General features: G+C 40.6%; 23 protein-coding genes and 2 pseudogenes. 3 read left to right on the forward strand and 22 right to left on the reverse strand.

Annotation, left to right across the window (positions count from 1 at the left end; translation table 11 throughout):
* Nucleotides 1-75: 75 nt before the first annotated feature.
* Entirely contained in the window at nucleotides 76-1,431 is a 1,356-nt protein-coding gene (gene rlmD / locus N8M95_RS05150) for a 23S rRNA (uracil(1939)-C(5))-methyltransferase RlmD (RefSeq protein WP_120719195.1), read from the reverse strand.
* 37 nt (nucleotides 1,432-1,468) lie between these two features.
* Here rlmD and recX point away from each other — a divergent pair, with 37 nt between their 5' ends.
* Together recX and ntdP are read left to right on the forward strand one after the other, a co-directional pair.
* Nucleotides 1,469-2,245 (forward strand): recombination regulator RecX, encoded by a 777-nt coding sequence (gene recX, locus N8M95_RS05155; RefSeq protein WP_261068241.1) that lies wholly within the window; start codon nucleotides 1,469-1,471, stop codon nucleotides 2,243-2,245.
* A gap of 88 nt (nucleotides 2,246-2,333) precedes the next feature.
* Nucleotides 2,334-2,867: a nucleoside tri-diphosphate phosphatase gene (gene ntdP, locus N8M95_RS05160; RefSeq protein ID WP_000775316.1), complete on the forward strand. Its 534-nt coding sequence runs from the start codon at nucleotides 2,334-2,336 to the stop codon at nucleotides 2,865-2,867.
* Nucleotides 2,868-2,937: 70 nt separating this feature from the next.
* On the opposite strand, the gene N8M95_RS05165 is transcribed toward ntdP, so the two are convergent.
* The 11 genes from N8M95_RS05165 to rpoE all read right to left on the reverse strand — a co-directional run bounded on the left by N8M95_RS05165 (nucleotide 2,938) and on the right by rpoE (nucleotide 12,390).
* Nucleotides 2,938-3,705, reverse strand: a complete 768-nt coding sequence (locus N8M95_RS05165) for an epoxyqueuosine reductase QueH (protein WP_000567569.1) — start codon at nucleotides 3,703-3,705, stop codon at nucleotides 2,938-2,940.
* A gap of 123 nt (nucleotides 3,706-3,828) precedes the next feature.
* Nucleotides 3,829-5,451, reverse strand: coding sequence for a chaperonin GroEL (groL, locus tag N8M95_RS05170; RefSeq protein WP_261116744.1), 1,623 nt, complete (start codon nucleotides 5,449-5,451; stop codon nucleotides 3,829-3,831).
* Nucleotides 5,452-5,466: 15 nt separating this feature from the next.
* Nucleotides 5,467-5,751: a co-chaperone GroES gene (gene groES, locus N8M95_RS05175; protein WP_000917323.1), complete on the reverse strand. Its 285-nt coding sequence runs from the start codon at nucleotides 5,749-5,751 to the stop codon at nucleotides 5,467-5,469.
* Nucleotides 5,752-6,034: 283 nt separating this feature from the next.
* Nucleotides 6,035-6,430 carry a single-stranded DNA-binding protein gene (locus N8M95_RS05180; protein WP_261116745.1) on the reverse strand — a complete coding sequence of 132 codons (396 nt, stop codon included), beginning with the start codon at nucleotides 6,428-6,430 and terminating at the stop codon, nucleotides 6,035-6,037.
* Nucleotides 6,431-6,507: 77 nt separating this feature from the next.
* On the reverse strand, nucleotides 6,508-7,269 hold the full coding sequence (locus N8M95_RS05185; RefSeq protein ID WP_020902492.1) for an SDR family NAD(P)-dependent oxidoreductase: 762 nt from the start codon (nucleotides 7,267-7,269) through the stop codon (nucleotides 6,508-6,510).
* A gap of 41 nt (nucleotides 7,270-7,310) precedes the next feature.
* Nucleotides 7,311-7,937 carry a YtpR family tRNA-binding protein gene (gene ytpR, locus N8M95_RS05190; protein WP_261116746.1) on the reverse strand — a complete coding sequence of 209 codons (627 nt, stop codon included), beginning with the start codon at nucleotides 7,935-7,937 and terminating at the stop codon, nucleotides 7,311-7,313.
* Between the two features lie 15 nt (nucleotides 7,938-7,952).
* Nucleotides 7,953-8,270 carry a thioredoxin family protein gene (locus tag N8M95_RS05195; protein WP_000615777.1) on the reverse strand — a complete coding sequence of 106 codons (318 nt, stop codon included), beginning with the start codon at nucleotides 8,268-8,270 and terminating at the stop codon, nucleotides 7,953-7,955.
* Nucleotides 8,267-8,566, reverse strand: a complete 300-nt coding sequence (locus N8M95_RS05200; RefSeq protein WP_020902491.1) for a DUF4651 domain-containing protein — start codon at nucleotides 8,564-8,566, stop codon at nucleotides 8,267-8,269. The genes N8M95_RS05195 and N8M95_RS05200 overlap by 4 nt, the downstream gene beginning before the upstream one ends.
* 90 nt (nucleotides 8,567-8,656) lie before the next feature.
* Nucleotides 8,657-9,733, reverse strand: a complete 1,077-nt coding sequence (locus N8M95_RS05205; protein ID WP_020902490.1) for an N-acetylmuramoyl-L-alanine amidase family protein — start codon at nucleotides 9,731-9,733, stop codon at nucleotides 8,657-8,659.
* 119 nt (nucleotides 9,734-9,852) lie between these two features.
* Nucleotides 9,853-11,460, reverse strand: a complete 1,608-nt coding sequence (locus tag N8M95_RS05210; protein ID WP_000105246.1) for a CTP synthase — start codon at nucleotides 11,458-11,460, stop codon at nucleotides 9,853-9,855.
* Nucleotides 11,461-11,802: 342 nt separating this feature from the next.
* Nucleotides 11,803-12,390 (reverse strand): DNA-directed RNA polymerase subunit delta, encoded by a 588-nt coding sequence (rpoE, locus tag N8M95_RS05215; protein ID WP_000418401.1) that lies wholly within the window; start codon nucleotides 12,388-12,390, stop codon nucleotides 11,803-11,805.
* 212 nt (nucleotides 12,391-12,602) lie between these two features.
* Between rpoE and N8M95_RS05220 the strand changes: the two are divergent.
* Nucleotides 12,603-12,995, forward strand: a pseudogene (locus tag N8M95_RS05220) ((deoxy)nucleoside triphosphate pyrophosphohydrolase).
* Here N8M95_RS05220 and N8M95_RS05225 read toward each other — a convergent pair.
* The 10 genes and pseudogenes from N8M95_RS05225 to N8M95_RS05270 all read right to left on the reverse strand — a co-directional run.
* Nucleotides 12,992-15,842 (reverse strand): annotated as a pseudogene (locus tag N8M95_RS05225) (DEAD/DEAH box helicase); the annotation flags it as partial. The pseudogenes N8M95_RS05220 and N8M95_RS05225 overlap by 4 nt on opposite strands.
* Nucleotides 15,843-15,917: 75 nt before the next feature.
* Nucleotides 15,918-18,569: a valine--tRNA ligase gene (locus tag N8M95_RS05230; protein ID WP_247953520.1), complete on the reverse strand. Its 2,652-nt coding sequence runs from the start codon at nucleotides 18,567-18,569 to the stop codon at nucleotides 15,918-15,920.
* Nucleotides 18,562-19,140 (reverse strand): AAA family ATPase, encoded by a 579-nt coding sequence (locus tag N8M95_RS05235; RefSeq protein WP_045612814.1) that lies wholly within the window; start codon nucleotides 19,138-19,140, stop codon nucleotides 18,562-18,564. The genes N8M95_RS05230 and N8M95_RS05235 overlap by 8 nt, the downstream gene beginning before the upstream one ends.
* The gene (locus N8M95_RS05240; RefSeq protein WP_261116747.1) at nucleotides 19,140-19,700 is read right to left on the reverse strand and encodes a GNAT family N-acetyltransferase; all 561 of its coding nucleotides are present in this window, start codon (nucleotides 19,698-19,700) and stop codon (nucleotides 19,140-19,142) included. Before N8M95_RS05240 ends, N8M95_RS05235 begins: the two co-directional genes overlap by 1 nt.
* Nucleotides 19,687-20,265, reverse strand: coding sequence for a flavin reductase family protein (locus tag N8M95_RS05245; RefSeq protein ID WP_125452855.1), 579 nt, complete (start codon nucleotides 20,263-20,265; stop codon nucleotides 19,687-19,689). Before N8M95_RS05245 ends, N8M95_RS05240 begins: the two co-directional genes overlap by 14 nt.
* Nucleotides 20,266-20,547: 282 nt before the next feature.
* Nucleotides 20,548-20,943: a helix-hairpin-helix domain-containing protein gene (locus N8M95_RS05250; RefSeq protein WP_000038635.1), complete on the reverse strand. Its 396-nt coding sequence runs from the start codon at nucleotides 20,941-20,943 to the stop codon at nucleotides 20,548-20,550.
* 95 nt (nucleotides 20,944-21,038) lie between these two features.
* Nucleotides 21,039-21,293, reverse strand: coding sequence for a DUF1912 family protein (locus N8M95_RS05255; protein ID WP_049540673.1), 255 nt, complete (start codon nucleotides 21,291-21,293; stop codon nucleotides 21,039-21,041).
* A gap of 9 nt (nucleotides 21,294-21,302) precedes the next feature.
* Nucleotides 21,303-22,637 (reverse strand): DUF438 domain-containing protein, encoded by a 1,335-nt coding sequence (locus N8M95_RS05260; protein ID WP_136936949.1) that lies wholly within the window; start codon nucleotides 22,635-22,637, stop codon nucleotides 21,303-21,305.
* On the reverse strand, nucleotides 22,637-22,870 hold the full coding sequence (locus N8M95_RS05265; protein ID WP_136936948.1) for a DUF1858 domain-containing protein: 234 nt from the start codon (nucleotides 22,868-22,870) through the stop codon (nucleotides 22,637-22,639). Before N8M95_RS05265 ends, N8M95_RS05260 begins: the two co-directional genes overlap by 1 nt.
* A 265-nt stretch (nucleotides 22,871-23,135) precedes the next feature.
* Nucleotides 23,136-23,318 (reverse strand): hypothetical protein, encoded by a 183-nt coding sequence (locus N8M95_RS05270; RefSeq protein ID WP_136936947.1) that lies wholly within the window; start codon nucleotides 23,316-23,318, stop codon nucleotides 23,136-23,138.
* Nucleotides 23,319-23,478: the final 160 nt, after the last annotated feature.

Raw genomic sequence — 23,478 nt, forward strand, 5'->3', positions numbered from 1 at the left:
CCCTTGACCAACGGACCAGAGTTGTTTTCAACTCTTACTATTATACCCACTTTTTAAACTTTGTCAACTACTTTTTTAAATTTTTTTAATTAATTTTACCACTGCTTCAGTTCGAGCGGTGTGTGGGAACATATCGACCGACTGAATATAATGGATATCATAGACTTCTACTAACCTTACTAAATCACGGGCCAAGGTCGAAACATTGCAAGAAATATAGACCATTTTTTCTGGTACATAGGTAAGAATTGTATCTAATAACTTGTCATCCAGACCTGTACGTGGTGGATCTACAATCAAAGCATCTGCTCGGTAGCCTTCCTTATACCAGCGAGGAATAATCTCTTCCGCTGTTCCTGCTTCGTAATGTGTGTTGTCAAATCCCATTCTTTTAGCATTTCGCTTAGCATCTTCAATGGCTTCTGGAATAATATCCATACCTCTGAGTGTTTTAACTTTCTTTGCGAAGGCAAGTCCAATCGTTCCAACTCCACAATAAGCGTCAATCAAATTGTCTTCTTTATCAACATCCAGCGCTTTTACCGCCTCGCTATAGAGGACTTCTGTTTGTTCAGGATTTAGTTGATAGAATGCTCGAGGGGATAGTGAAAATTCATAATCAAGAACACCTTCTTGAATACTCTCTTCTCCCCAGATAATCTCTGTCTTCTCACCATAAATCTCACTGGTTTTAGCCGTATTTGTATTCACAGCTACTGTCACAACTTCTGGAAAATCTTTAACTAAATCTTTTACTAGTTGGGTTAAATTAAGCTGACGGTTTGTAACAATAATAATCTGAACCTGTCCAGTCTTTCTTGCTCGTCGGACCATTATAGTTCTAACACCTAGAACTTTTCTCTCATCCGTAATTGGAATCTGGTGATAAGTAAGTAATTCTGCTAGACGATTAGCAATCACTTGGGTTTCCTTGTCTTGTACCAGGCAGTCTTTCAACTCTACTAAATAGTGAGAGTTTTGTGCATATAAGCCCGCCTTGACCTGATTTTTAAATTTTCGAGTCTGAAACTGTAACTTAGCACGATAGTACTTGGGTTCCTGCATTCCAATCGTCGGGCGGATTTCATAATTTTCATATCCTGCAGGGGCAAATTTTTTTAGCGCTTGGTGAAGTAAGTCCGTCTTGAACTCCAGCTGCTTATCATAATGCAGATGCATGATTTGGCAGCCTCCGCATTCATTGTAAATAGTACAAGCTGGTACAACACGGAATTTAGACTTCTTGTTAACCTTTAGTAATTTTGCTTCAACAAAGTTACGTTTAATAGAAGTAATCTGACAATAGATATCTTCTCCTTTGAGAGCACCAGGCACAAAGACTAAGGTTTTTTGATAAAAGCCGATTCCCTCACCATTAATTCCCATGCGCTTGATTTTTAATGGTATTTTTTGTTTCACTTTCAGATTCATACCCCTATCTTATCACATTTTGAGTTATAATAGAACTATGAAAATCACAAAACTTGAAAAGAAAAAAAGACTCTATCTGATGGAGCTTGATAATAACGACAAATGCTACATTACTGAAGATACTATTGTTCGTTTTATGTTATCAAGAGATAAGGTTATAAGCCAAGAAGAATTGAAAGAGATACAGGACTTTGCTCAATTTTCTTATGGTAAGAATCTGGCCCTCTACCACCTATCCTTTAAAGCACGCACTGAAAAAGAAGTTAGAGAATATCTGAAAAAATACGATATTGATGAAGACATAGCTTCTCAAGTCATTGATAATCTTAAAGAAGATAATTGGATTAATGATGGTCAGTACGCTTATGCTATCATCAATGCCAATCAACTTTCAGGAGACAAGGGACCTTATGTACTGACTCAGAAACTAGTACAAAAAGGAGTTTCAAAATCTACTATAGCAGAGATTTTAAAAGAATTTGATTTTTCGGAAGTTGCTCAACGTGTAGCTAATAAACTATTGAAAAAACATGAGAGAAAACTTCCAGCTCGTGCCTTGCAAGATAAGATTATCCAGAACTTGACAAACAAGGGATTTTCTTACTCTGATGCTAAAAGTGCCTTTGACGAATTGGATAGCCAAGTAGACGAAGAAACGACTCAGGAACTCATCTTCAAGGAACTTGATAAGCAATATGCCAAGTATGCACGAAAATATGAAGGATACGAACTTAAACAGCGTATAACCCAAGTTTTAGCACGAAAGGGCTACGATTTTTCGGATATAGCAAGCGCTCTCAGAGAATATCTTTAATATTTTCATGTAAAATTCACAGATTTTAGGTAATTTTATGGTACAATAGTAAACGATAAACTTATAAATTGTAGAAAGTTGGTTAGTTATGAAGCTTCCAAAAGAAGGCGACTTTATTACAATTCAAAGTTATAAGCATGATGGGAGTCTCCACCGAACTTGGCGGGACACCATGGTACTAAAAACAACAGAAAACGCCATTATTGGTGTCAACGATCATACACTGGTTACCGAAAGTGATGGTCGTCGTTGGGTCACTCGAGAACCGGCTATTGTTTACTTTCACAAGAAATATTGGTTTAATATCATTGCCATGATTCGCGATAATGGAATTTCCTACTATTGCAATATGGCTAGCCCCTACTATCTGGATGAAGAAGCACTGAAGTACATTGATTACGATTTGGATGTTAAAATTTTTACAGATGGGGAAAAACGTCTCTTGGACGTTGAGGAGTATGAGCGTCACAAGCGCAAAATGAATTATTCTGATGACTTGGACTATATTTTAAAAGAACATGTCAAAATTCTTGTTGATTGGATTAACAATGGACGAGGTCCTTTCTCAGAAGCCTATGTAAATATTTGGTACAAGCGCTATGTAGAACTAAAGAATCGGTAAAGTTGTCAAACTAGGGTGAAAGCCCTGGTTTTTTCATTTGAAAAACCCAACTTTTCAGCTGGGTTGGTCTTTATATATCTAATTTCGTAACAGTAAATTTGATGTGGGAATAGTCTTTTTCAACATCCTTATCAAGCATGAACGCTGTGGCGTCCTTCTTAACTTGAACCAGATCAATATTCTGGGCTTGGGCTGCATAAACGCATCCGCAATAACATTGACGGTAGATGTCATACTCTTCACACATCTCCACTGAACGTTTGTATCCTTGATTTTTCTTGAAATCACTTGGGAGATAGTGAGTTGTGTAAATTTTTTGCACATCGATTCCGATGCTGTTAATAGTTTGAGAATTCTTATGAGGACTGATGGTCAAAGCTGAACCAAAGTAGTCAAATCCTAAATCCATAGCCACTTGCGCTGTCTTATCCAGTCGGTAGTCAAAGCAAACCTTGCAACGGTCGCCACCTTCTGGCTCTTCCTCTAGTCCTCTAACTAATTTTCGGTATTCATTTGGCTCGTAGGGAGCTTCTAGATACTGGACCGTATTTCCTGTCCGCTCATTGAAATCACTGACAAATTTCTTGGTAACATAGGCGCGCTTATGGTATTCTGCCTTGGGATGGATATTGGAATTGGCAAAATAGATTGTCACGTCAGCGTATTTGGTTAGGTATTCTAGGGTATAGGTACTGCAAGGGGCACAGCAAACATGCATGAGAATGGTTGGCCGTTGCTCATTTTTCTCCCATACTTGGACCATCTTCTGCATGACACGGTCATAATTAATCTTCTGATTGGGGTTCATCTTGCTCAGAATTTCTTCTACATCGATCATGTTCTTCTCCTTTTTCTAGTCTTATTTTATCATATAAGTTAGGAGAGCTCAAATCAATTTAGAAATGAACATCATAAAAAGGAGGAATAGCCATTCCCTCCTTTTGTATTTTCTATAAAAAGCTTACATCATGCCGCCCATCATGCTTGGGTCCATTGCTGGAGCTGGGGCTACTGGTTCTGGTTTATTGGCTACGACTGCTTCTGTAGTCAAAATCAAGCTGGCTACAGATGCTGCATTTTGTAGGGCTGAACGACTAACCTTAACTGGATCGATAATCCCTTGATCAATCATATTGACCCACTCACCAGTTGCTGCGTTGAATCCTGTACCAACTTCAGCATTTTTCAAACGATCGATAACGATAGATCCTTCAAATCCTGCATTGTGGGCGATTTGACGAACAGGTTCTTCCAAGGCACGGAGAACAATATTGCGCCCTGTCGCTTCATCTCCTGTCAATTCCAAATCAGCCACAGCTGGGATAACATTTACAAGAGCTGTTCCACCACCTGCAACGATTCCTTCTTCAACAGCTGCACGAGTAGCGTTGAGGGCATCTTCGATGCGAAGTTTCATTTCTTTCAACTCAGTTTCAGTTGCGGCTCCGACCTTAATGACCGCCACACCACCTGACAATTTCGCCAAGCGTTCTTGCAATTTTTCACGGTCAAATTCAGAAGTTGTGGTTTCGATTTGAGACTTGATAACTGCAACGCGGTGAGAAATCGCTTCAGGATTTCTAGCACCTTCTACAATAACAGTGCTATCTTTGTCCACAGTTACTCTCGCTGCTTGACCAAGAGCTTCAATTGTCGCATCTTTCAACTCAAGACCAAGATCTTCTGTGATAACTGTTCCGCCTGTCAAGATGGCGATATCTTCAAGCATGGCTTTGCGACGGTCCCCAAAGCCAGGTGCCTTAACTGCTACCACGTTGAAGGTTCCACGAATCTTGTTCAATACAAGGGTTGGAAGAGCCTCACCATCCACATCATCCGCAATAATCAAGAGAGGACGATTGCTTTGGAGAATACTTTCTAGGAGTGGCAAGATTTCTTGGATATTGGAAATCTTCTTATCGGTAATCAAAATGTATGGATTTTCAAGATCAGCTACCATTTTTTCGCTATCTGTTACCATATACTGTGAAAGGTAACCACGGTCAAACTGCATTCCTTCCACAACTTCAAGTTCTGTTTCCATACCACGTGACTCTTCGATAGTGATGACTCCGTCTTTACCAACTTTTTCCATGGCTTCAGAAATGTATTCACCGACTTTTTCAGAACGAGAAGATACGGCAGCAACCTGAGCAATGGCTTCTTTATTGGCAACAGGGATGGCATTGTTTTTCAAGGCTTCTACTGCTGCTGCAACTGCTGTTTCAATTCCACGACGGATGCCGATTGGATTGGCACCTGCTGTGACGTTTTTGATGCCTTCACGGACGATTGCTTGGGTCAATACCGTTGCAGTTGTAGTCCCATCACCTGCGATATCATTGGTTTTAGAAGCTACTTCTGATACCAATTTGGCACCCATATTTTCAAAATGGTCTTCCAATTCGATTTCTTTGGCAATAGTCACACCGTCATTGGTAATCAAGGGTGAGCCAAATGATTTTTCAAGAACGACATTGCGACCTTTTGGTCCCAAGGTTACTTTAACAGTGTCTGCAAGGATATCGACACCACGGACCATAGCTGAACGGGCATCTGATGAAAATTTAATTTCTTTTGACATACTTACTTTCTCCTTCTATTCTTCAATGATTGCCAAGATGTTAGCTTCGCCAACGATGATGTACTTTTCATCGCCATCTTTAACATCAAGACCTGCATGGGCTTCAACTAAGACACGATCTCCAGCTTTAACACTTGGAGCAACCAAGTCACCGTTCAAGGTACGAACACCTTGTCCAGTAGCCACAACTTGGGCTGTTTTGGTTTTTTCTTGGGCTGAGCCTGCAAGGACAAAGCCACCAACAGTTTGTTCTTTTTCTTCGATTTTCAAGACCACACGGTCCCCTAATGGTTTCAACATCTGATTTCCTCCATAATGAGATAGATATTATTAGCACTCTTTGTATTCGAGTGCTAATTCATAGTTCTATTGTATCACTTGGTCAAAAATAGTCAAGAAAAAAGTCTGACTTTCTCAAGATAAAAAGCCTGAGACCAACTCAGACTTTTCAATATTTATACTAGTGAAAATTAGGAAACTAGCCGCAGGCTGCTAAAAACACTGTTTTGAGGGTATAGATAAGACTGACGAAGTCAGTTACCTATACCTACGGCAAGGTGTAGCTGACGTGCTTTGAAGAGTATTAAAATGGCAATTCCTCCTCTTCCAAAACCAAATCCGCTAGGTCTTGACCTGCATTATTTTCACGCATAGCACGTTGGGCATGACTTTCCAAGAGTTGGAACCCTGTCACAAGGACTTCAGTCACATAATTCATTTGACCATTTTTCTCGAAACGACGGGTACGAAGTTCTCCATCCACTGAAATGAGACTACCTTTGGTTGCGTAGCTTGCCAATGTTTCTGCTAATCTCCCCCATAGGACCATATTAACGAAGTCAGCTTCGCGTTCCCCGTTTTGGTCTTTGTAACGACGGTTCACAGCGATAGTTGCTCGCGCTACTGACTTGTCATTGTTGGTTTTGTGCAATTCTGGTGTAGACGTTAAACGTCCAATCAAGATAACTTTATTATACATATTTTCTTCCTCCTACTTATCTATTCGTAGGAAATCAAAAAAAGTTACAGAAATTTGTAACTTTTCGAAGAATTTTTTTACTTTTTATGAACCATGAAACCTGTCGCCTGTTGATTGGCCATAATGGTCATATCTGTAATCTGCACACGACGAAGTTGACTGGTCACATAGACTACTGTGTCGGCAATATCCTGGGCTTGCAAGGCTTCTATTCCTTGGTAAACGGACGCAGCCCGTTCTTTATCACCATGAAAACGTACTGTCGAAAAATCTGTTTCAACAATTCCAGGCTGAATGGTTGTCACCTTGATGTCTGTTGCGATGGTATCGATTCGAAGCCCATCCGAAAAGGTCTTAACTGCTGCCTTGGTGGCTGAGTAAACAGCTGCTCCCGCATAGGCATAGATTCCTGCAGTAGAGCCCATGTTGATGATATGTCCTTGATTGGCTTTTACCATTGCTGGCAAGAAACAGCGAGTGACTGCCATCAAACCCTTAACATTGGTATCCAACATAGTCAACATATCTAACTCTTCATAGTCCTGATAGGGTGCTAAACCTAGAGCTAGTCCGGCGTTATTGACCAAGATATCAATCTGCCCTATCGTTTCTAGAATATCGGAGCAGACCGTCTTTACCATGTCCATATCCGTCACATCTAATGAAAAGGTCCAAATTGTTTGATTTGGGAAGGTCTCTGTAAACTCCGACTTGAAGGCTTCTAGTTTGTCTATCCTTCGTCCGGTTAGAACAACATTCTCACCCTGCTCCAAATAAGCACGCGCAATCGCTTCACCGATTCCTGATGTCGCTCCTGTAATCACTACATTTTTTGCCATCTTATTTCCTTCTAGCTGGTCTATCAGATACTAACAAGTTCCTAAGCAGTCCAGTGCTTAGCTGGGTCGAATGGTGTTCCGACAACTTGGTCTTCTGATAACTCAATGACACCACGTTTTTGCGGAGCATTTGGGAGATACAATTCACGAGGGCTGCACATCATCCCAAAACTCTTTTCACCACGAAGTTCGCCTGGGAAAATGAGGTTACCTTTTGGCATCATAGCACCTGGAAGAGCGACAATGGTTTTCAGACCGACACGCGCATTAGGAGCACCTGCAACAATTTGCACAGTCTTATCACTTGCGACTGCAACTTGGCAGATATTGAGGTGGTCACTATCTGGATGAGCTACCATCTCGATGATCTCACCGACAACAAACTTAGGTTCTTTGTCATTGATAATTTCTTCTGCAAAGCCTTCCACCTGCAATTCTTGATTCAAACGAGCGACTTGCTCATCAGTTAAAAAGATCTGACCACGTTCTGCAATTTCAAATAAACTTGAAACTTCGAAAATATTCCAGGCCACTGTTTCCCCATTATCTTTAAGGAAAACACGAGCCACCTTTCCTTTGCGCTCCATGTCTAGTTTGGCATCTCCACTGTTTTTCACGATGACCATAAGGACATCACCGACATGTTCTTTATTATATGTAAAAATCATTGTTTCCTTTTTCTCCTATTTCAGTCCTGCTAAAAAGTCGTTGATTTGTTGCTTGCTTTTACGGTCGCGATTGACAAAACGACCGATTTCCTTGTCCTTTTCTAGAACAACCAGGCTAGGAATCCCGTAAACATCCCAGAGTTTAGCTAAATCCATATACTGGTCCCGGTCCACCCGAATAAAGGTGAACTCTGGATTGGTCTCCTCAATTTCTGGCAAGGCAGGATAGATATAACGACAATCGCCACACCAGTCTGCTACAAAAAGAAAGACCTTCTTGCCATCTTTTTCCACTAAAGATGCTAATTCTTCTAAACTTGCTGGTTGTATCATAAGACTTCCTCCTCATAGACTAGGTCTTCATTTTCATAGATAAAGGTATAATGACGGCCATCCTCAAAAATGACACCGCCAACCAATCTCTCTAGACTGCTTTCATAAACTTGAACATAGAGGGTCGCAATTTCCCCCATGTCTGAAAAGTGGTCTCGCACAATCGCTGTCAACTCTTCCTGAGTCTTCATGAGCTTATGGTCATCTGCAACTTTTTTCGTAGCAAGGGCAAGGCTCCCAATACCAAGCAGAGCCAGACCTGCTATCCACATTTTTTTAGCTTTCATACCATTCATTTTAACACAAAAAAGTCTTTAGGACAAATGAGGAAGCAGCAGAAAAGCAAGTAAAAATCCTCTTCCTTAAAGGAAAAGGACTTCTTATATTTATTGCCAGGCGCCTGAGTTACCAACGTAGTAACCATCAGGCGTGTAGGTATTGCGAAGCATCTTACCTGATGAAGCCAGATAATACCACTTGCCATTATCTTTGACCCAATCATTCTCAATCATGGCACCAGAAGAACTTACATAATACCATTCTCCCTTGTCATAAACCCAAGCGCTTGCTTTCATGGCACCTGAAGTTGATAAATAGTACCACTTGCCTTGGTCGTAAAGCCAATCACTAGCAATCATGGCTCCTGATGATTTAAAGGCATACCAGTTGCTACCTTGATATAGCCAAGTTTGATTGAACATGACTCCTTTATCATTCATAAAGTACCAAGTCCCCTTGTCATAAACCCAATCCTTCTGCACTAATTGACCTTGTTTTTGATAGTACCAGTTTTGGTTTGATTTTAGCCAGCTTTCTGCTTTTACAATCGGATAAAGCTCTTTGAAAGATCCTCCATCATCATATTTGTGACTGATATATTTTAGTTTTTCAAGTTTCAACTCGCCATTGCCATAGTCTTCCCAAGCATAGACTTTTTGACCATTGACAGTTTCTGGTAAGGTAGCAGTGTAGGTCTTGGTTTGATAGTCCCATTTAGCATCAAGGTAGGTGTATTGATCATTTGATTCTTCAATACGATAGTAACCTCTCTTTCCACTATCATTATGAATATCATTCACAACTTTCGTTGACCAGATCTTCACTTCGTTTCCGCTCTTGGCCTCGACCTTGATATCTCCGCTATAGCCATATGGAACATAGAAATTCAGGTAACGCCCCTCTACACCCATCATAGACTTATCCTTTTCTTGACCTAGGAAATTGACTGTCTGATCTTGACCATTGAGACTAACTGTCCACTCGATTTTCTCGGTTTTTGGTAAATCCAAGACTTTGATATCCACTTCGTGACCATTGTTAAATCGAAGAATCTTGCCATCTTGATACTGCACTCCACACTTAACAACCCATTCTTCTTTAAGCTCAAATGCCTGCCCCGAATGAGGAAAAGCCAGTAAAGCTAGACCTGCTAGAGACAAACCAAATAGTGTCATTTTTTTCATTGTAGATCCTCCTTAGGTTTTGTTATGTTAATTATATCACTATGTTTTTATTTTGCAAATCTTATCCTAAATATACAAGCAAAAAACCTCTGAGATTCTTCTCAAAGGTTATAATCTAGCTAATTGCTGTTCTCAACGGCTGCAGTGACAAAGGCAGTGTAGAGTTCTTCTGGGCGGTTTGGACGGCTTGACAGTTCAGGGTGATACTGACACGCTACAAAGAATTTATTTTCAGGAATTTCCACGATTTCGACCAAACGATTGTCTGGAGAAACTCCTGAAAAGACAAAGCCTGCTGCCTCAAACTGCTCACGGAAGGCGTTGTTAAACTCATAACGGTGACGGTGACGGCGTTGCACCACTTCTTGATTGTGATAAGCAGCCGCTGCCTTAGAGCCACGTTTCAACTTAGATGGATAAAGTCCCAAACGAAGGGTTCCACCCATATCCTCAACGTCAATCTGATCACGCATGATATCAATGATAGGGTATTTTGTTTCTGGTGCAAGCTCTGCAGAATTGGCACCTTCAAGACCTAAAACGTGACGAGCAAACTCGATACAAGTCAACTGCATTCCCAAGCAGACACCCAACATAGGAACATCATTCTCACGCGCATAGCGGATGGCTTGGATTTTCCCTTCAGTACCACGTTGGCCAAAACCACCGGGTACGATGATTCCATCTGCATCAGACAAAAGCTCTGCCACATTCTCTGCTGTCACATCATTGGCATTGATCCAATTGATTTTAACTTCTGCATCATTGGCATAACCAGAGTGTTTCAAGGCTTCGACCACAGAAATGTAGGCATCTTGCAACTCCACATACTTACCGACAAGGGAAATTTTAACTTGTTTCTTGAGGTTCATGACCTTGTCCACCATGGCTGACCATTCTGTCATATCTGCTACTGGTGCGTCTAATTTCAAGTGGTCACAAACAATCTGGTCCATACCTTGTGCCTGCAAATTCAACGGAATTTGGTAAAGATGTTCAACGTCTAAAGACTCGATAACGGCTTCTGGTGCCACATCACAGAACTGAGCTAGTTTGTTTTTAATTCCCTGACCAGCTGGCTCTTCTGTACGAATAACCAACATATTTGGCTGGATTCCCAAGCCACGTAATTCTTTGACAGAGTGTTGGGTTGGTTTGGTTTTCATTTCACCAGCAGCCTTGAGGTAAGGAAGCAAGGTTGTATGGATATACATGACATTATCCGCACCCACATCTGCCTTCATCTGACGAAGGGCCTCTAGGAATGGCAAGGACTCGATATCCCCAACGGTTCCACCGACCTCTGTGATAATGACATCAGAGTCAGTCGTTAGAGCGGCACGCTTAATTTTTTCTTTCAAAGCATCTGTAATATGAGGAATGACTTGAACAGTTGCCCCAAGGTATTCTCCACGACGTTCCTTACGAAGAACTTCACTGTAAATTTTACCAGTTGTCACATTGGAATATTTGTTAAGATTGATATCGATGAAACGTTCATAGTGACCCAAGTCCAAATCAGTCTCAGCTCCGTCATCTGTCACAAAAACTTCCCCGTGCTGATAAGGACTCATAGTTCCCGGATCGATATTGATATAAGGGTCAAACTTTTGAATGGTTACTTTGAGACCACGATTTTTCAAGAGACGGCCCAGACTCGCTGCAACAATCCCTTTCCCAATAGACGATACCACACCACCAGTTACAAAAATATATTTCGTAGACATAGATTCCTCTTTCTAAAATGCTCAAGGCCTTGTTAACTACGAGGGGACATAGAAAACAAGACCCTATTAATAAGAATAATCTGGGATGACTGCACCAGATTCACAACAAATACTCTTCGAAAATCAAATTCAAACCACGTCAGCTGCGCCTTACCGTACTCAAGTACAGCTTGCGGCTAGCTTCCTAGTTTGCTTTTTGATTTTCATTGAGTATAAAATACAAGAATATAACTTCTTGAAAAAACAAAAATAGCTCCCTAAGAACTAGGGAGCCCCGACCTCTAAAAGAGGTGCCCGAACAATATGATACCTAAAAATAGGATAATTGTCAATAGCTAACTTTTACTCCTCGATGTTTTCAGCATCATCATCTGAAAACTCGTCGTCATCTTCGTTGAGATCCACGTCTTCACCCAAGTCATCAGGGGCGATTTCGTTGATTTCTGCATCGTAAGCTTCCACTTCATTTTTCTCATCATCTGGATTTTCATCATCGTATGAAAGAGCTGGATCTGCTTCGTATGCATCTTCGTCTTCTGGGTCATCTGCATTGTAGTCAATAGCATCTGAATCGCCGTCCATGAAAGCATTGACACGTTTTTTCTTAGCTTTTGGTGCTACTTCATCGTCGTCATTTTCTTCAAGAGCGATGATTTCTTCGTCGATTTCATCCACACCATACCATGAACGAAGCCCCCATTTGTTGTCCCCAAGTGAGATGAAGCTACCGTCAAAGTTCAACTCTGTGTAGAACAAAGGTAAAGCTTCGCGGATATCGCTATTTGATGTTCCAAGGTAGTTTTGAATTTCGTTTACAAGATCGCTAAAATGCATCTCATGGTCGCGACCACGAAGTTCCAAGATAGCACGCGCCACCTCAATCATAGATAGTTCACTTTTTTCTTGCCCAGCAAATACTTCTAATTCCAAAGCGTTTCTCCTCATTTATACTACTATCGCCAGAGCAAACACACTCTGACCTCATTTTATCATTTACTCTTTATTTTACGATAATTTTGCAGAATAGTCAAAGGTTAAGGGGGAGAAAGAATCGATTTATATATGATTTATTAATCAGAAATCCAATAGTTTATCACATAGAGAATGAAATTTTTTGATAAAATATAAGTTGGAGGAAGCTTATGTCAAAAAAAATAATTAATGTCGTTGCTGCAGCAATCGAAAAAGATGAGAAATTCTTCTGCGCATAAAGACCTGAAGGGAAAAGTCTAGGAGGTTTTTGGGAATTTCCAGGTGGAAAACTAGAAATAGGAGAATCACCTGAACAAGCTCTAATCCGTGAAATTAAAGAAGAATTAAACTCTGAAATTGAGATAGTTTCCTATATCAATGAAGCCTCATATGATTATGATTTTGGAACTGTCGTCATGAAGACCTATCATGCAAAGCTAATATCAGGAAATCTTGAATTACTTGAACACCAAAATTCGACTTGGTTAGCCCCAAATGAACTAACTACTCTCAACTGGGCTCCAGTAGATCGTCCAGCTGTAGAATTATTAACAAAAAAATAATCATAAAGTGCGGATGAAACCTCATTGGCTAATTCAAAATTCATTGTAACTACAGGAGTTTTTCCATCCTGCATCCTAGTTTCAGTAGCACTATCTTCCAAATAACTAACTGGCCCTAGATAATAGAAATCACTTCCCTCACCGTCTTCTTTTTTTACGAAGAGATGAAGAGCCAAACCGGTTTGATTAGATTGCATAATATCAGCAACTTCTTTAGACTTAAAGCTTCGATTGCTCCTAGAATACCAATGAAAGACTTTGTTGGATAAGAATCCATCTTGATACTGGGTTGTTTCTGTAATATCGTCATCCTTATGATAAGTTACAAAGATAGGACACGTTCCATGTTTGACCTTGTATCCATATACAGTAGAACTCTCATCCTTGTCCCAGTTGAGAAGTCTCACAGCATCTTTTCGAGAGTATTTTTCACCTATTGTCAATGGTTCCTGCGGATATTTTTGAGAGCGCTCTAGACCAGTCTGAATGATGTCTAAGATAAATTTTTTGTATTCCTCTGTAAGAAATTGAGTGAAGTCTGTTGCTAGTTGATAAGTATCATCTTCAATGCTTAAGGCTGACAAACCATACTTTTCTTGATCTCTTTTAACGACAAAGTTATAGTCTAAACAGTTTTCGATAGATTTAAATAACTGTTCGGAGGATCCTAATTGCTTCATTGTTAAGATTTGTTTAAATTCCGATCGGGAAATCTTTCCTTTTTCTAGTAATATTTTTAAAAGATAGAGTTCTTCTTTTCGTTTACCATTGGATAGTTCTTTGCAGAGGAAAGTTAGAAAACCATTTAATTCAGGAATTTTAATAAACCGATCCTCTTTTTCAAAGGAAGCAATAACCTCTCCATAATGATTAAAAGTATCAAAGAAAACATAAGGATCTAGACTATCTAGTTCCAAAAAATCACTTAGATTTGGAGTACGTCCCAAGCGGTTCTTCGTTTCCATATAGGCCTCTTTTAGGATAGCTCGATTTGAAAGATTTGTATTAGTAATAGACTTAAAGATTTGTTCTTTAGCAACCTCTTCAAAATTGATAGTTGTTAAACCATTTAAGATATTAGGTTCTCTAAGCTCTCTTCGGTAATTATCTTTATTCATTGATTTATCTCCAAATAAAGCAATTGGAATCAAATAGTTATTTTTATAATTGCCAATAAAATCAATAATCGTAACGTATTCTTTGCTGTCATGTTTACGAAGCCCACGTCCTAGTTGTTGAACAAAAACAATGCTAGACTGAGTATTTCTTAACATGACTACTTGGTTGACAGAAGGAATATCGATCCCTTCATTAAAAATATCCACTGTTAAAATATAGTCTAGTTCTCCTTTTTCAAGTTGAGAAACGACTTCATTTCGTATTTCAATATTGTCATCCCCTGTTAAAGCCCGACAAGCTTTCCCGTTCTTATTCAATTTTAAAGCTAATTCATGCGCTTCTTGCTTAGAGGAGCAGAATATCAACCCTTTTACCTTTTCACCACTTACTCCATAAAAATCAACCTTTTGAAGAATATGTTTCACTCGTTCGTTAGATGTCAAGTTTGATATATTTGTCTTTTCATCGATTAGATGTCCATCTATCTCAATATCCTTTACCCCAAAATAAATAAATGGACAAAGCATATCATTATCAAGAGCATCCTGTAGACGAATTTCATAAGCAATATTATAATCAAATAGTTCATATATATTTTGCCCATCAGTTCGTTCGGGAGTTGCAGTCATTCCTAAAAAGAACTCCGGATAAAAATGTGCCATCACTTTTTTGTATGAATCAGCTCCCGCTTTATGAACCTCATCGATTAAAATATAGTCAAAATAGTCTTCCGAAAATAGATTCAAATGATTATCACGTGACAAAGTTTGAATCGTCGCAAAAATATATTTCTTATTCGTCAAATCAGCACCAGAATTATAAATCAAACCTTCTGATTCCGGGAACTGCAAAACCTTTTGAAAATCCTTTAAAGATTTTTGGAGAATTTGCTCCCTATGAACGATAAATAGCATTCTTTTCGGCTCAAATTGTTGAACATCAAAAGCTGATAAATACGTTTTCCCTGTTCCTGTAGCACTTATAACTAAAGCTTTCTTTTTACCTGAAATCGCGAATAGCCTGCAGACCTTTCAATGCTTCTTTTTGCATCTTATTAGGTTCAATACTTGTAACTTGATACTCTTCTATTTCCTCTTCTCGAATCTGGTCCACTCGAATTGTTTTCTGACGCTTTCTAGCGTAAGAATCAATCTTTTCTGTAGTTAAAACATCCGACTTTGCCCAAATTTTTTCAAACTCTTTTTTAGTTGCTTGAATTAACTCTCCATTGTGGGTTGACGTCAATTTAATATTCCACTCGTAATTGATTTTCAATGCATTATGAGTTAAATTTGAACTTCCTGAAATAAGGACTTGTTTCCCTTCATGCTCAAAAAGATAAAACTTAGCATGCATTTGAAGACTCTCTGGAGTAAGTCGAACTTCAACATTTTTCAACTTGAGTAATTCTTGCATAGCAACCGGATTATTAAAATCAAGATAAGGAGATATAAGAATTTTACCTTTTATTCCTTTATCCATTAAATCTGATAATTGGGATTTTAGCAGAGCAATTCCTGATTGGGTAATAAATGCTACAGAGATATAAAAAGCCTGGCATTTGGATAATTCTTCTTGAATATCCTTTAATACGTAACGCTTAGACTCTGGATCATTGATTAAAATCTGAGGAGAGTATCCCCCTTCTTGAAATTTAACATTATCAACAAATCCAAACTTTAAAGATTTGATCAAGGTATCTTGAAATAAAGTAACGCCTTCTGGCATAGACCTTCTCTTTTCTATTCTTTTTAACACTTTCATTATACCAAAAAAACACGGTTCAGCACCGTGTTTCTATGTTTATTTCACGAGTTTCTTCATCTCATCAATACGTGCGACGGTCGCATCGTATTTAGCTTGGTAGTCGGCTTGTTTGTCGCGTTCTTTTTGGACGACTTCTGGTTTGGCGTTGGCTACGAAGCGTTCGTTAGAGAGCTTCTTACCGACCATGTCCAGTTCTTTTTGCCATTTAGCCAGTTCCTTGTCGAGACGAGCCAGTTCTTCTTCGACATTGAGAAGGTCTGCCAGTGGCAAGTAGATTTCTGCTCCTGTGATGACGCTTGACATTGCGAGTTCAGGTGCAGGGATGGTTGATGCGATTTCCAAGTGTTCTGGATTTGTGAAGCGTTTGATGTAGTTGACATTGCTGTTAAAGAAGGCTTCCAAGTCACTATCACTTGTCTTAACAAGGATGGTGATAGGCTTGCTTGGTGCTACGTTTACTTCCGCACGCGCATTACGAACGGCACGGATCAAGTCTTTGAGACTTTCGACACCAGTGTGAGCCGCAAGGTCTTCAAAGGCTGGGTTGACAGTTGGGTATTCTGCTGTCACGATAGAGCCTTCTGAGATTTGTCCAAAGATTTCCTCTGTCACGAATGGCATGATTGGGTGAAGGAGACGAAGGATCTTGTCCAAAGTGTAAAGGAGAACAGAGCGTGTGATGACCTTCTCTTCTTCGTTGTCGCTATAAAGGACTTCCTTGGTCAACTCAACGTACCAGTCCGCAAACTCATCCCAAATGAAGTTGTAGAGGATGTGTCCAGCCACACCAAACTCAAACTTGTCAAAGTTGGCAGTAGCTTTTCCGATAGTTTCATTGAGGTTGTGGAGAATCCAGCGATCTGTGACATTTCCAGCTTCCTTGTTGACCACTTTTTCGACATTGGCAGTTGCTTGCTCAAGGGTCAAACCTTCATTATTCATGAGGATGTAGCGAGAGATGTTCCAGATCTTATTAATGAAGTTCCATGAAGCATCCATTTTCTCGTAAGAGAAGCGCACGTCTTGCCCTGGTGCTGAACCGTTTGAAAGGAACCAACGAAGGGCATCGGCACCGTATTTCTCGATGACATCCATTGGGTCAATCCCGTTACCGAGAGACTTAGACATCTTGCGTCCTTGCTCATCACGAATGAGACCGTGGATAAGGACGTTTTGGAATGGCTGACGGCCAGTGAATTCCAAGGATTGGAAGATCATACGAGATACCCAGAAGAAGATGATGTCGTAACCTGTAACCAAGGTTGAAGTTGGGAAGTAACGTTTGAAGTCTTCTGAATCGACATCAGGCCAGCCCATGGTTGAGAATGGCCAGAGGGCAGAACTGAACCACGTATCCAATACGTCTTCATCCTGAGTCCATCCGTCACCTTCTGGCGCTTCTTCACCGACGTACATTTCACCCTCAGCATTGTACCAGGCAGGGATTTGGTGACCCCACCAGAGCTGACGAGAGATCACCCAGTCGTGGACATTTTCCATCCATTGGAGGAAGGTATCGTTGAAACGTGGCGGGTAGAATTCGACCTTGTCCTCTGTGTCTTGGTTGGCAATAGCATTTTTCGCCAATTGGTCCATCTTAACGAACCATTGAGTAGACAAGCGTGGTTCAACCACAACACCTGTACGTTCTGAGTGACCAACACTGTGAACACGTTTTTCGATTTTAACAAGGGCACCGATTTCTTCCAACTTGGCAACGACTGCCTTACGAGCTTCAAAACGGTCCATGCCTGCAAATTCGAAGGCCAAGTCATTCATGGTTCCGTCGTCGTTCATCACGTTGACTTGTGGCAAGTTATGACGTTGACCAACCAAGAAGTCGTTTGGATCATGGGCAGGCGTGATTTTCACGACACCAGTACCAAATTCAGGATCTGCGTGTTCGTCTCCAACGATTGGGATGAGTTTATTAGCGATTGGAAGGATGACGTTTTTACCAATCAAGTCCTTGTAGCGTGGGTCTTCTGGATTGACCGCAACCGCAACGTCCCCAAACATCGTTTCAGGTCGAGTAGTCGCAACTTCAAGGGCGCGTGATCCGTCTTCTAGCATGTAGTTCATGTGGTAAAAGGCACCTTCTACGTCCTTGTGGATAACTTCGATATCAGAAAGGGCTGTGCGCGCTGCTGGGTCCCAGTTGATGATAAACTCACCACGGTAGATCCAGCCTTTCTTATAAAGGTCCACAAAGACCTTACGAACAGCTTTTGACAAACCTTCGTCAAGGGTGAAACGCTCACGAGAGTAGTCTACAGAGAGCCCCATCTTGCCCCATTGTTCCTTGATGGTAGTGGCATACTCGTCTTTCCATTCCCAGACCTTGTCGAGGAATTTCTCACGACCGAGGTCATAACGTGTAATGCCTTCTCCACGCAAGCGCTCCTCAACTTTAGCCTGAGTGGCAATCCCCGCATGGTCCATCCCCGGAAGCCAAAGCGTATCAAAACCTTGCATGCGTTTTTGACGGATGATAATATCCTGCAAAGTCGTATCCCAAGCGTGACCAAGGTGAAGTTTCCCAGTTACGTTTGGTGGTGGAATGACGATTGAATAAGGCTTAGCCTTTTGATCGCCTGAAGGCTTGAAAACATCCGCATCAAGCCATTTTTGATAACGACCAGCCTCAACTTCGGCTGGATTGTATTTAGGTGAAAGTTCTTTAGACATGTGTTTGTCCTTTCTCTATTTTGTTCATTTTATTTTGAATTTGCTTAGCAGCTTCTTTTGCAGTCAAACTCGTATTATTTATTTTAAGGTAGTGGTGCAACTCATTCGGTTGATGTTGGGAATTTAATTGAAGTGTTTCAGCGGTCTCTAAAATTTCTCTTTCAGATACCTCAATATGTCGTTTTAAGGGTTTGTACTTTAATCGATTCTCCGTTTGATTTCGACGTAAACGCTCCTCAAGACTTGTTTCCAACTCAACAAACAGAATCTCTTGATGAAAGTTATCCAATAAATCCTGAATTTGCTTCAAATACATCAGCTGGTACTGATTTGAAAAATCAATTACGTCTGTTAAAATTACTGATCGCTGATTTCTTGCACTTGCTCCAAGGAAAGAAAAGGTCATTCCACGAACAAATTCCCACATTTCCTCTGTAAAGTCCTGATAGATTTCTAATGCAAAATCGATGGCTTGATGGTTATAAAAGAGGGTAGCATCTGTCAGTCGAGATAACTCTTGACCAATAGTCATTTTCCCAGAAGCCGGAGCCCCAATGATGAAAATGTGCATCAAACCACCTCCCACTCACTTCTCAACAAGCCATATCTCAAATCATCACAGCGGTTATCTTGAGCATCCTTGCGATCTCGGATGCGAGCTTCAAGAGTAAATCCAAGCTTCTCTGCAACTCGTTGACTTTGGGTATTGTAACCAAAGCAAGAGAGTTCAATCTTGTGAAGATCTAGTTCTCTAAAAGCTATGTCAATCAAGGCACGCGCTGCTTCTGGTACATAGCCTCGACCCCAATAGTCTGGATGCAAGGTATAGCCAAGCTCTAGCACATCATCCGCATGGCGATGGTTGAAATCAACAGAACCAATGACTTTATCGGTTCCTTTGACGACAATCCCATAGCCAGATGGGAGATTTTCCTTTTGATTGCGCTCAGGAAGGATATGCTCTAGATAGTAAACCTCATCTTCCAAGGTTTTGACTGGAGGAAAGCCTGCTGGATAGGCAACCTCTGGGAGACTAGCATAGTCAAAGATATCCTCAGCATCTGCCACTGTACGAACTCGTAGGACGAGTCGTTCGGTTTCTAATCGTTCTGATAATTCAGCTCTTGCCATCCTTCTTCCTCGCTTTTTTGATGAAGCTCCCCTTAATATCTACACGCTTGTCCAGATAACGATAGACGCGCTGATATCCATCTCCCATGAAATAGGTTGGGGCAAACAGTTCATTTCTAAAATGTCCCTTTTCATCCAAAAGTTCTGGATCAACAAGTCGCTCAACAATCTTAGCGAAAATATGACAAATTCCCTCTTCCTCAACAATCCTATCTACCTGACAATCCAAAACGACTGGACAATCCTCTAAAATCGGTGCCTGAGTTCGTTCAGAAATTTCATAATGCACTCCCAAACGTTCCAATTTCTCCTGATGACTGATAAAACCAGCCTGCTCCATCTCGAGCATGAGATTTTCATCAGGGATATTCACGGTGAACTGCTGATAATGCTTAATCTGCTCTGCGGCATTCTCTTTCGCAACGACTCCAATCACAATCCAATCTCCTAGACTATAAGAGGAACTACAGGTCGTGATGTTATAGCCAAAATTCTGATCTTGATATCCTAAAATAAAAACAGGAAAGCCATAGTATAGTTTATTAGTTTTAAATGATTGTTTCATAACAACCTCCTTTGACTAAGACACAAAAGAAAAGCCCTGCCATCTACATGACAGGGACGAATGTGTTTATCCGCGGTACCACCCAATTTCGGGCAAGGCCCGCAACTCTCGTCTTTAAAACAAAAAGACACTTTTATTTCAATTTTTCATCCATTAGCAACTAGTTTTGACACATTTGTGGACTTCTCAGCGCCGCCACTTTCTGTAAAATGCGGGATTCAAAACACCTCTAACGGCTCTATTGTAGCAAGATTTTTTCGGAAATGCAAGGAACAAGAAAAATTACTTGAACTTGATGCCATTTTCTTTCAATTTCTTAATAGTAGCTGGGCCGATTCCTTTCAAGGCAAGGAGTTCTTTTTCAGTCCAGTTTTTGAAATCTGAAGCAGACTTGATCCCTTCATCATAGAAAGTTTTGGCACGATCAAGTGGAAGTCCACCCAAGTTTGCTGCAAAATCTTCTACAGAATTGGCTACTTTTTGAGCTTGCTCTTTGGTAGCTTCTACTGCTTGTTCAACTTTTTTAGAAACAGCCTTACCAGCTTGGCTTGCTGACTGTTCTGCACGTTTCACGACTTTTTTTGTCTCTTCTACAACCTTAGTCACAGTACTTGAAAAGGCACCTGCACGACGGAGGCTATTTCGTAATTGTTTTTTACGATTGAGTTTCTTTGACATGATAAAATCCTTTCAATAAAAAACCCCTGCTCTGACAAGGATTTAATATAAATATTCTATCAAGATTTTAGTAAAAAATCAAGAATCTTTCTCGTTTAATAATTTCGCTCACCGAATAAGCCTTCTGGCAAATCATGAAATCCCTTGCCTGATTTGAAGTTTTCAAACTTACCAAGTAAGAACTGATAAGCATCCAAACGGCTTTCGTAGCGAATCATAGCATCTTTGGCACGCTCGTCTTGGTCTTCTTCGTAGACTTTTTGGCTTTCCTTATGTGCCATGTCGTTGATCATAATCTGGGTATTGACCCAGGCTTCAAATTCCTTCATAAATTCTTGTTCGTAACTCATTTTTTCTCCTTATTCTAATCCACGGAAATAGTCCGTATCAATCTCTCGGTAGGGCTGGATATCCTGAACGTATTCCAGCACACCTTGGAATTCTCCGTCTTCATCGTGCACTGCTGCGTAAGTGATGTGGACAAACTTGCCTCGTGACTCAGACTTGAACCACATTTCATACTTATCCTTTGTCCCCTCACGAAGTCCCTTCATGATAGTCTTGACCTTGTCCAAGTACTTAGGCGGATGGCAGAGTTCGACATTCCGTCCGACTTGGGACGGTGTCCGTTTGAAAATCATCTCATCAGCTGGCGTATTGTCATTGTAATATTGGAAAATATCGTCTTTATTGACAAAGGTAATCTCCATAGGGAGGTGATTGAGGATGAGGTTGGCCTGCTCGACTGAAAGATAGCCATTCCCAAAAGCCTGTTGACTGTGGCGGTCCAAAGCTGATTCCTTTTCCTTAGGGGTAAAGGTAATGGTAAACTGTCCTTCTGGCGTATCGATAACTTGCTGAACTTGACCTTCTGCCGTATCTAGTTGTACGGGCTCCTCTGCACCCTTTTCCTCAACAAAACTCTGGCGTTCTGGAACCCATTTCTCAGACGGACGGATGATGGCATAGCCATAGGCATCGCTCTCCTCCGCAATCTGAAGCCAGTCATCCTGAGTAAAGGACTCAAGGAGAATCATGAGAAGGATGGACTCTTCCTTGAAAATCATACTTTCAAACTCTGTCGCAAAGGCTTCAAAATCTTCTTTTACAGTGGAAATCGGCACTTCAGGTAGTGACTTGGCCGTCGCTAAAGCTGTTTGAAAGAGTTCCCTAATCTGGTCATCCACTCCCCACATGACCTTAGGGGGGGAATCGTGACCATAGCGCTCCATGATAGGAAAGAAGAGTTCTTCTTTACGTTGGTAATGAATATCAAATTGACCTACAAGGCCCATTTGACGGACCAAGCCCTTGCGCATCTCCGCAAGCATTTCCTCGTCTTCCATCGACTCATAGGTATCTAACAATCTCCGAATGCGAATCAAGGCAGCACGGAGGGCCAAATTTTCATCCTTGAAGACGCGAACTGGGTGGCCTGGATGCTCAGTATCCTCTACTTCGACACCTTTGATAGCATTTTTAAAAAGATTGGCATGGACATCACAGAGTTCCATGACATCTTCAAAGGTGACACCTGAGTCTGAGTTCATCAGCTCATGCTCCATGAGGGAAATCTCGATGGCTGAGACACCCGCAAAGGTCGCATCAAAACGCTCCTGAACCGACTCAGGAGAGGCACCATTGTGCAATTCTAACAAAATATCCCGTAGGATATGAATCCGTTCATCTGCCATTAGTCTAATCCAATCACTTCGTAACCATTTGCTTCCAGTGTTTGGACAATCTTGTCCATAGGTGTTCCTTCCAGCTTAGAACCCTGTTTGAGTGATACTTTACGACCAACTGTATTGCGCATCAAGGGATTGGCAAGGGGTTTAAATCCAAGCTCCACTAGGATTTCCAAGACTTCTGGATGCTTATCCACCACTTCTGCAACAGGAATTGACACATCGATGATATTATCCATGACGACCTCCATTGTATGTTCTAAAATGATTTTACTGCTTATATTATACCATATGGAAAGAGATTAAAAAACTAGCAGTGTAGTTCCTGCTAGTTCTCGGCGATTTGAATTATGACCTAAATAAGTCTAAAGAGCCAATCCAATATTTTAAATAATAGCTTGTAAAACAGCAATTGGAATGCAAAAGAGATGAACATCCACAGGAATTTCATAATCCCAATAATCGGTTTGATAAAAAGAATGGCAAGAATTGCCCAGAAAAATTTCATTCTTTCTCCTCTGGCTTTATGAGCCACCAAGCCGTATCCATTAACTTGTCTGCAATAAAAAGTTTACCTAGACCGACAACAACATTGTCATCTTTCTTTATCGTTTTCATTACTTTTACACCTTGTACGGTCAAAAAGTAATTACCGTAAGTTTTAGCTAGAGTTTTTATGAGTCCCATATTATCTTCCCTCGTTTAACTACACTTTCAAAATATTAACGATACCAGTCTTACTGGCCATTTCTGTGAAATTTACTCTTTCTAATTCCTATACTATCATACAAGCTAAATTTAATAAAGCTTTTTAATAATGTTTAAGTCTAGAAAGATTCCGCCAGCA

The sequence above is a fragment of the Streptococcus mitis genome (assembly GCF_946190325.1).
Classification (GTDB): Bacteria; Bacillota; Bacilli; order Lactobacillales; family Streptococcaceae; genus Streptococcus; species Streptococcus mitis_CF.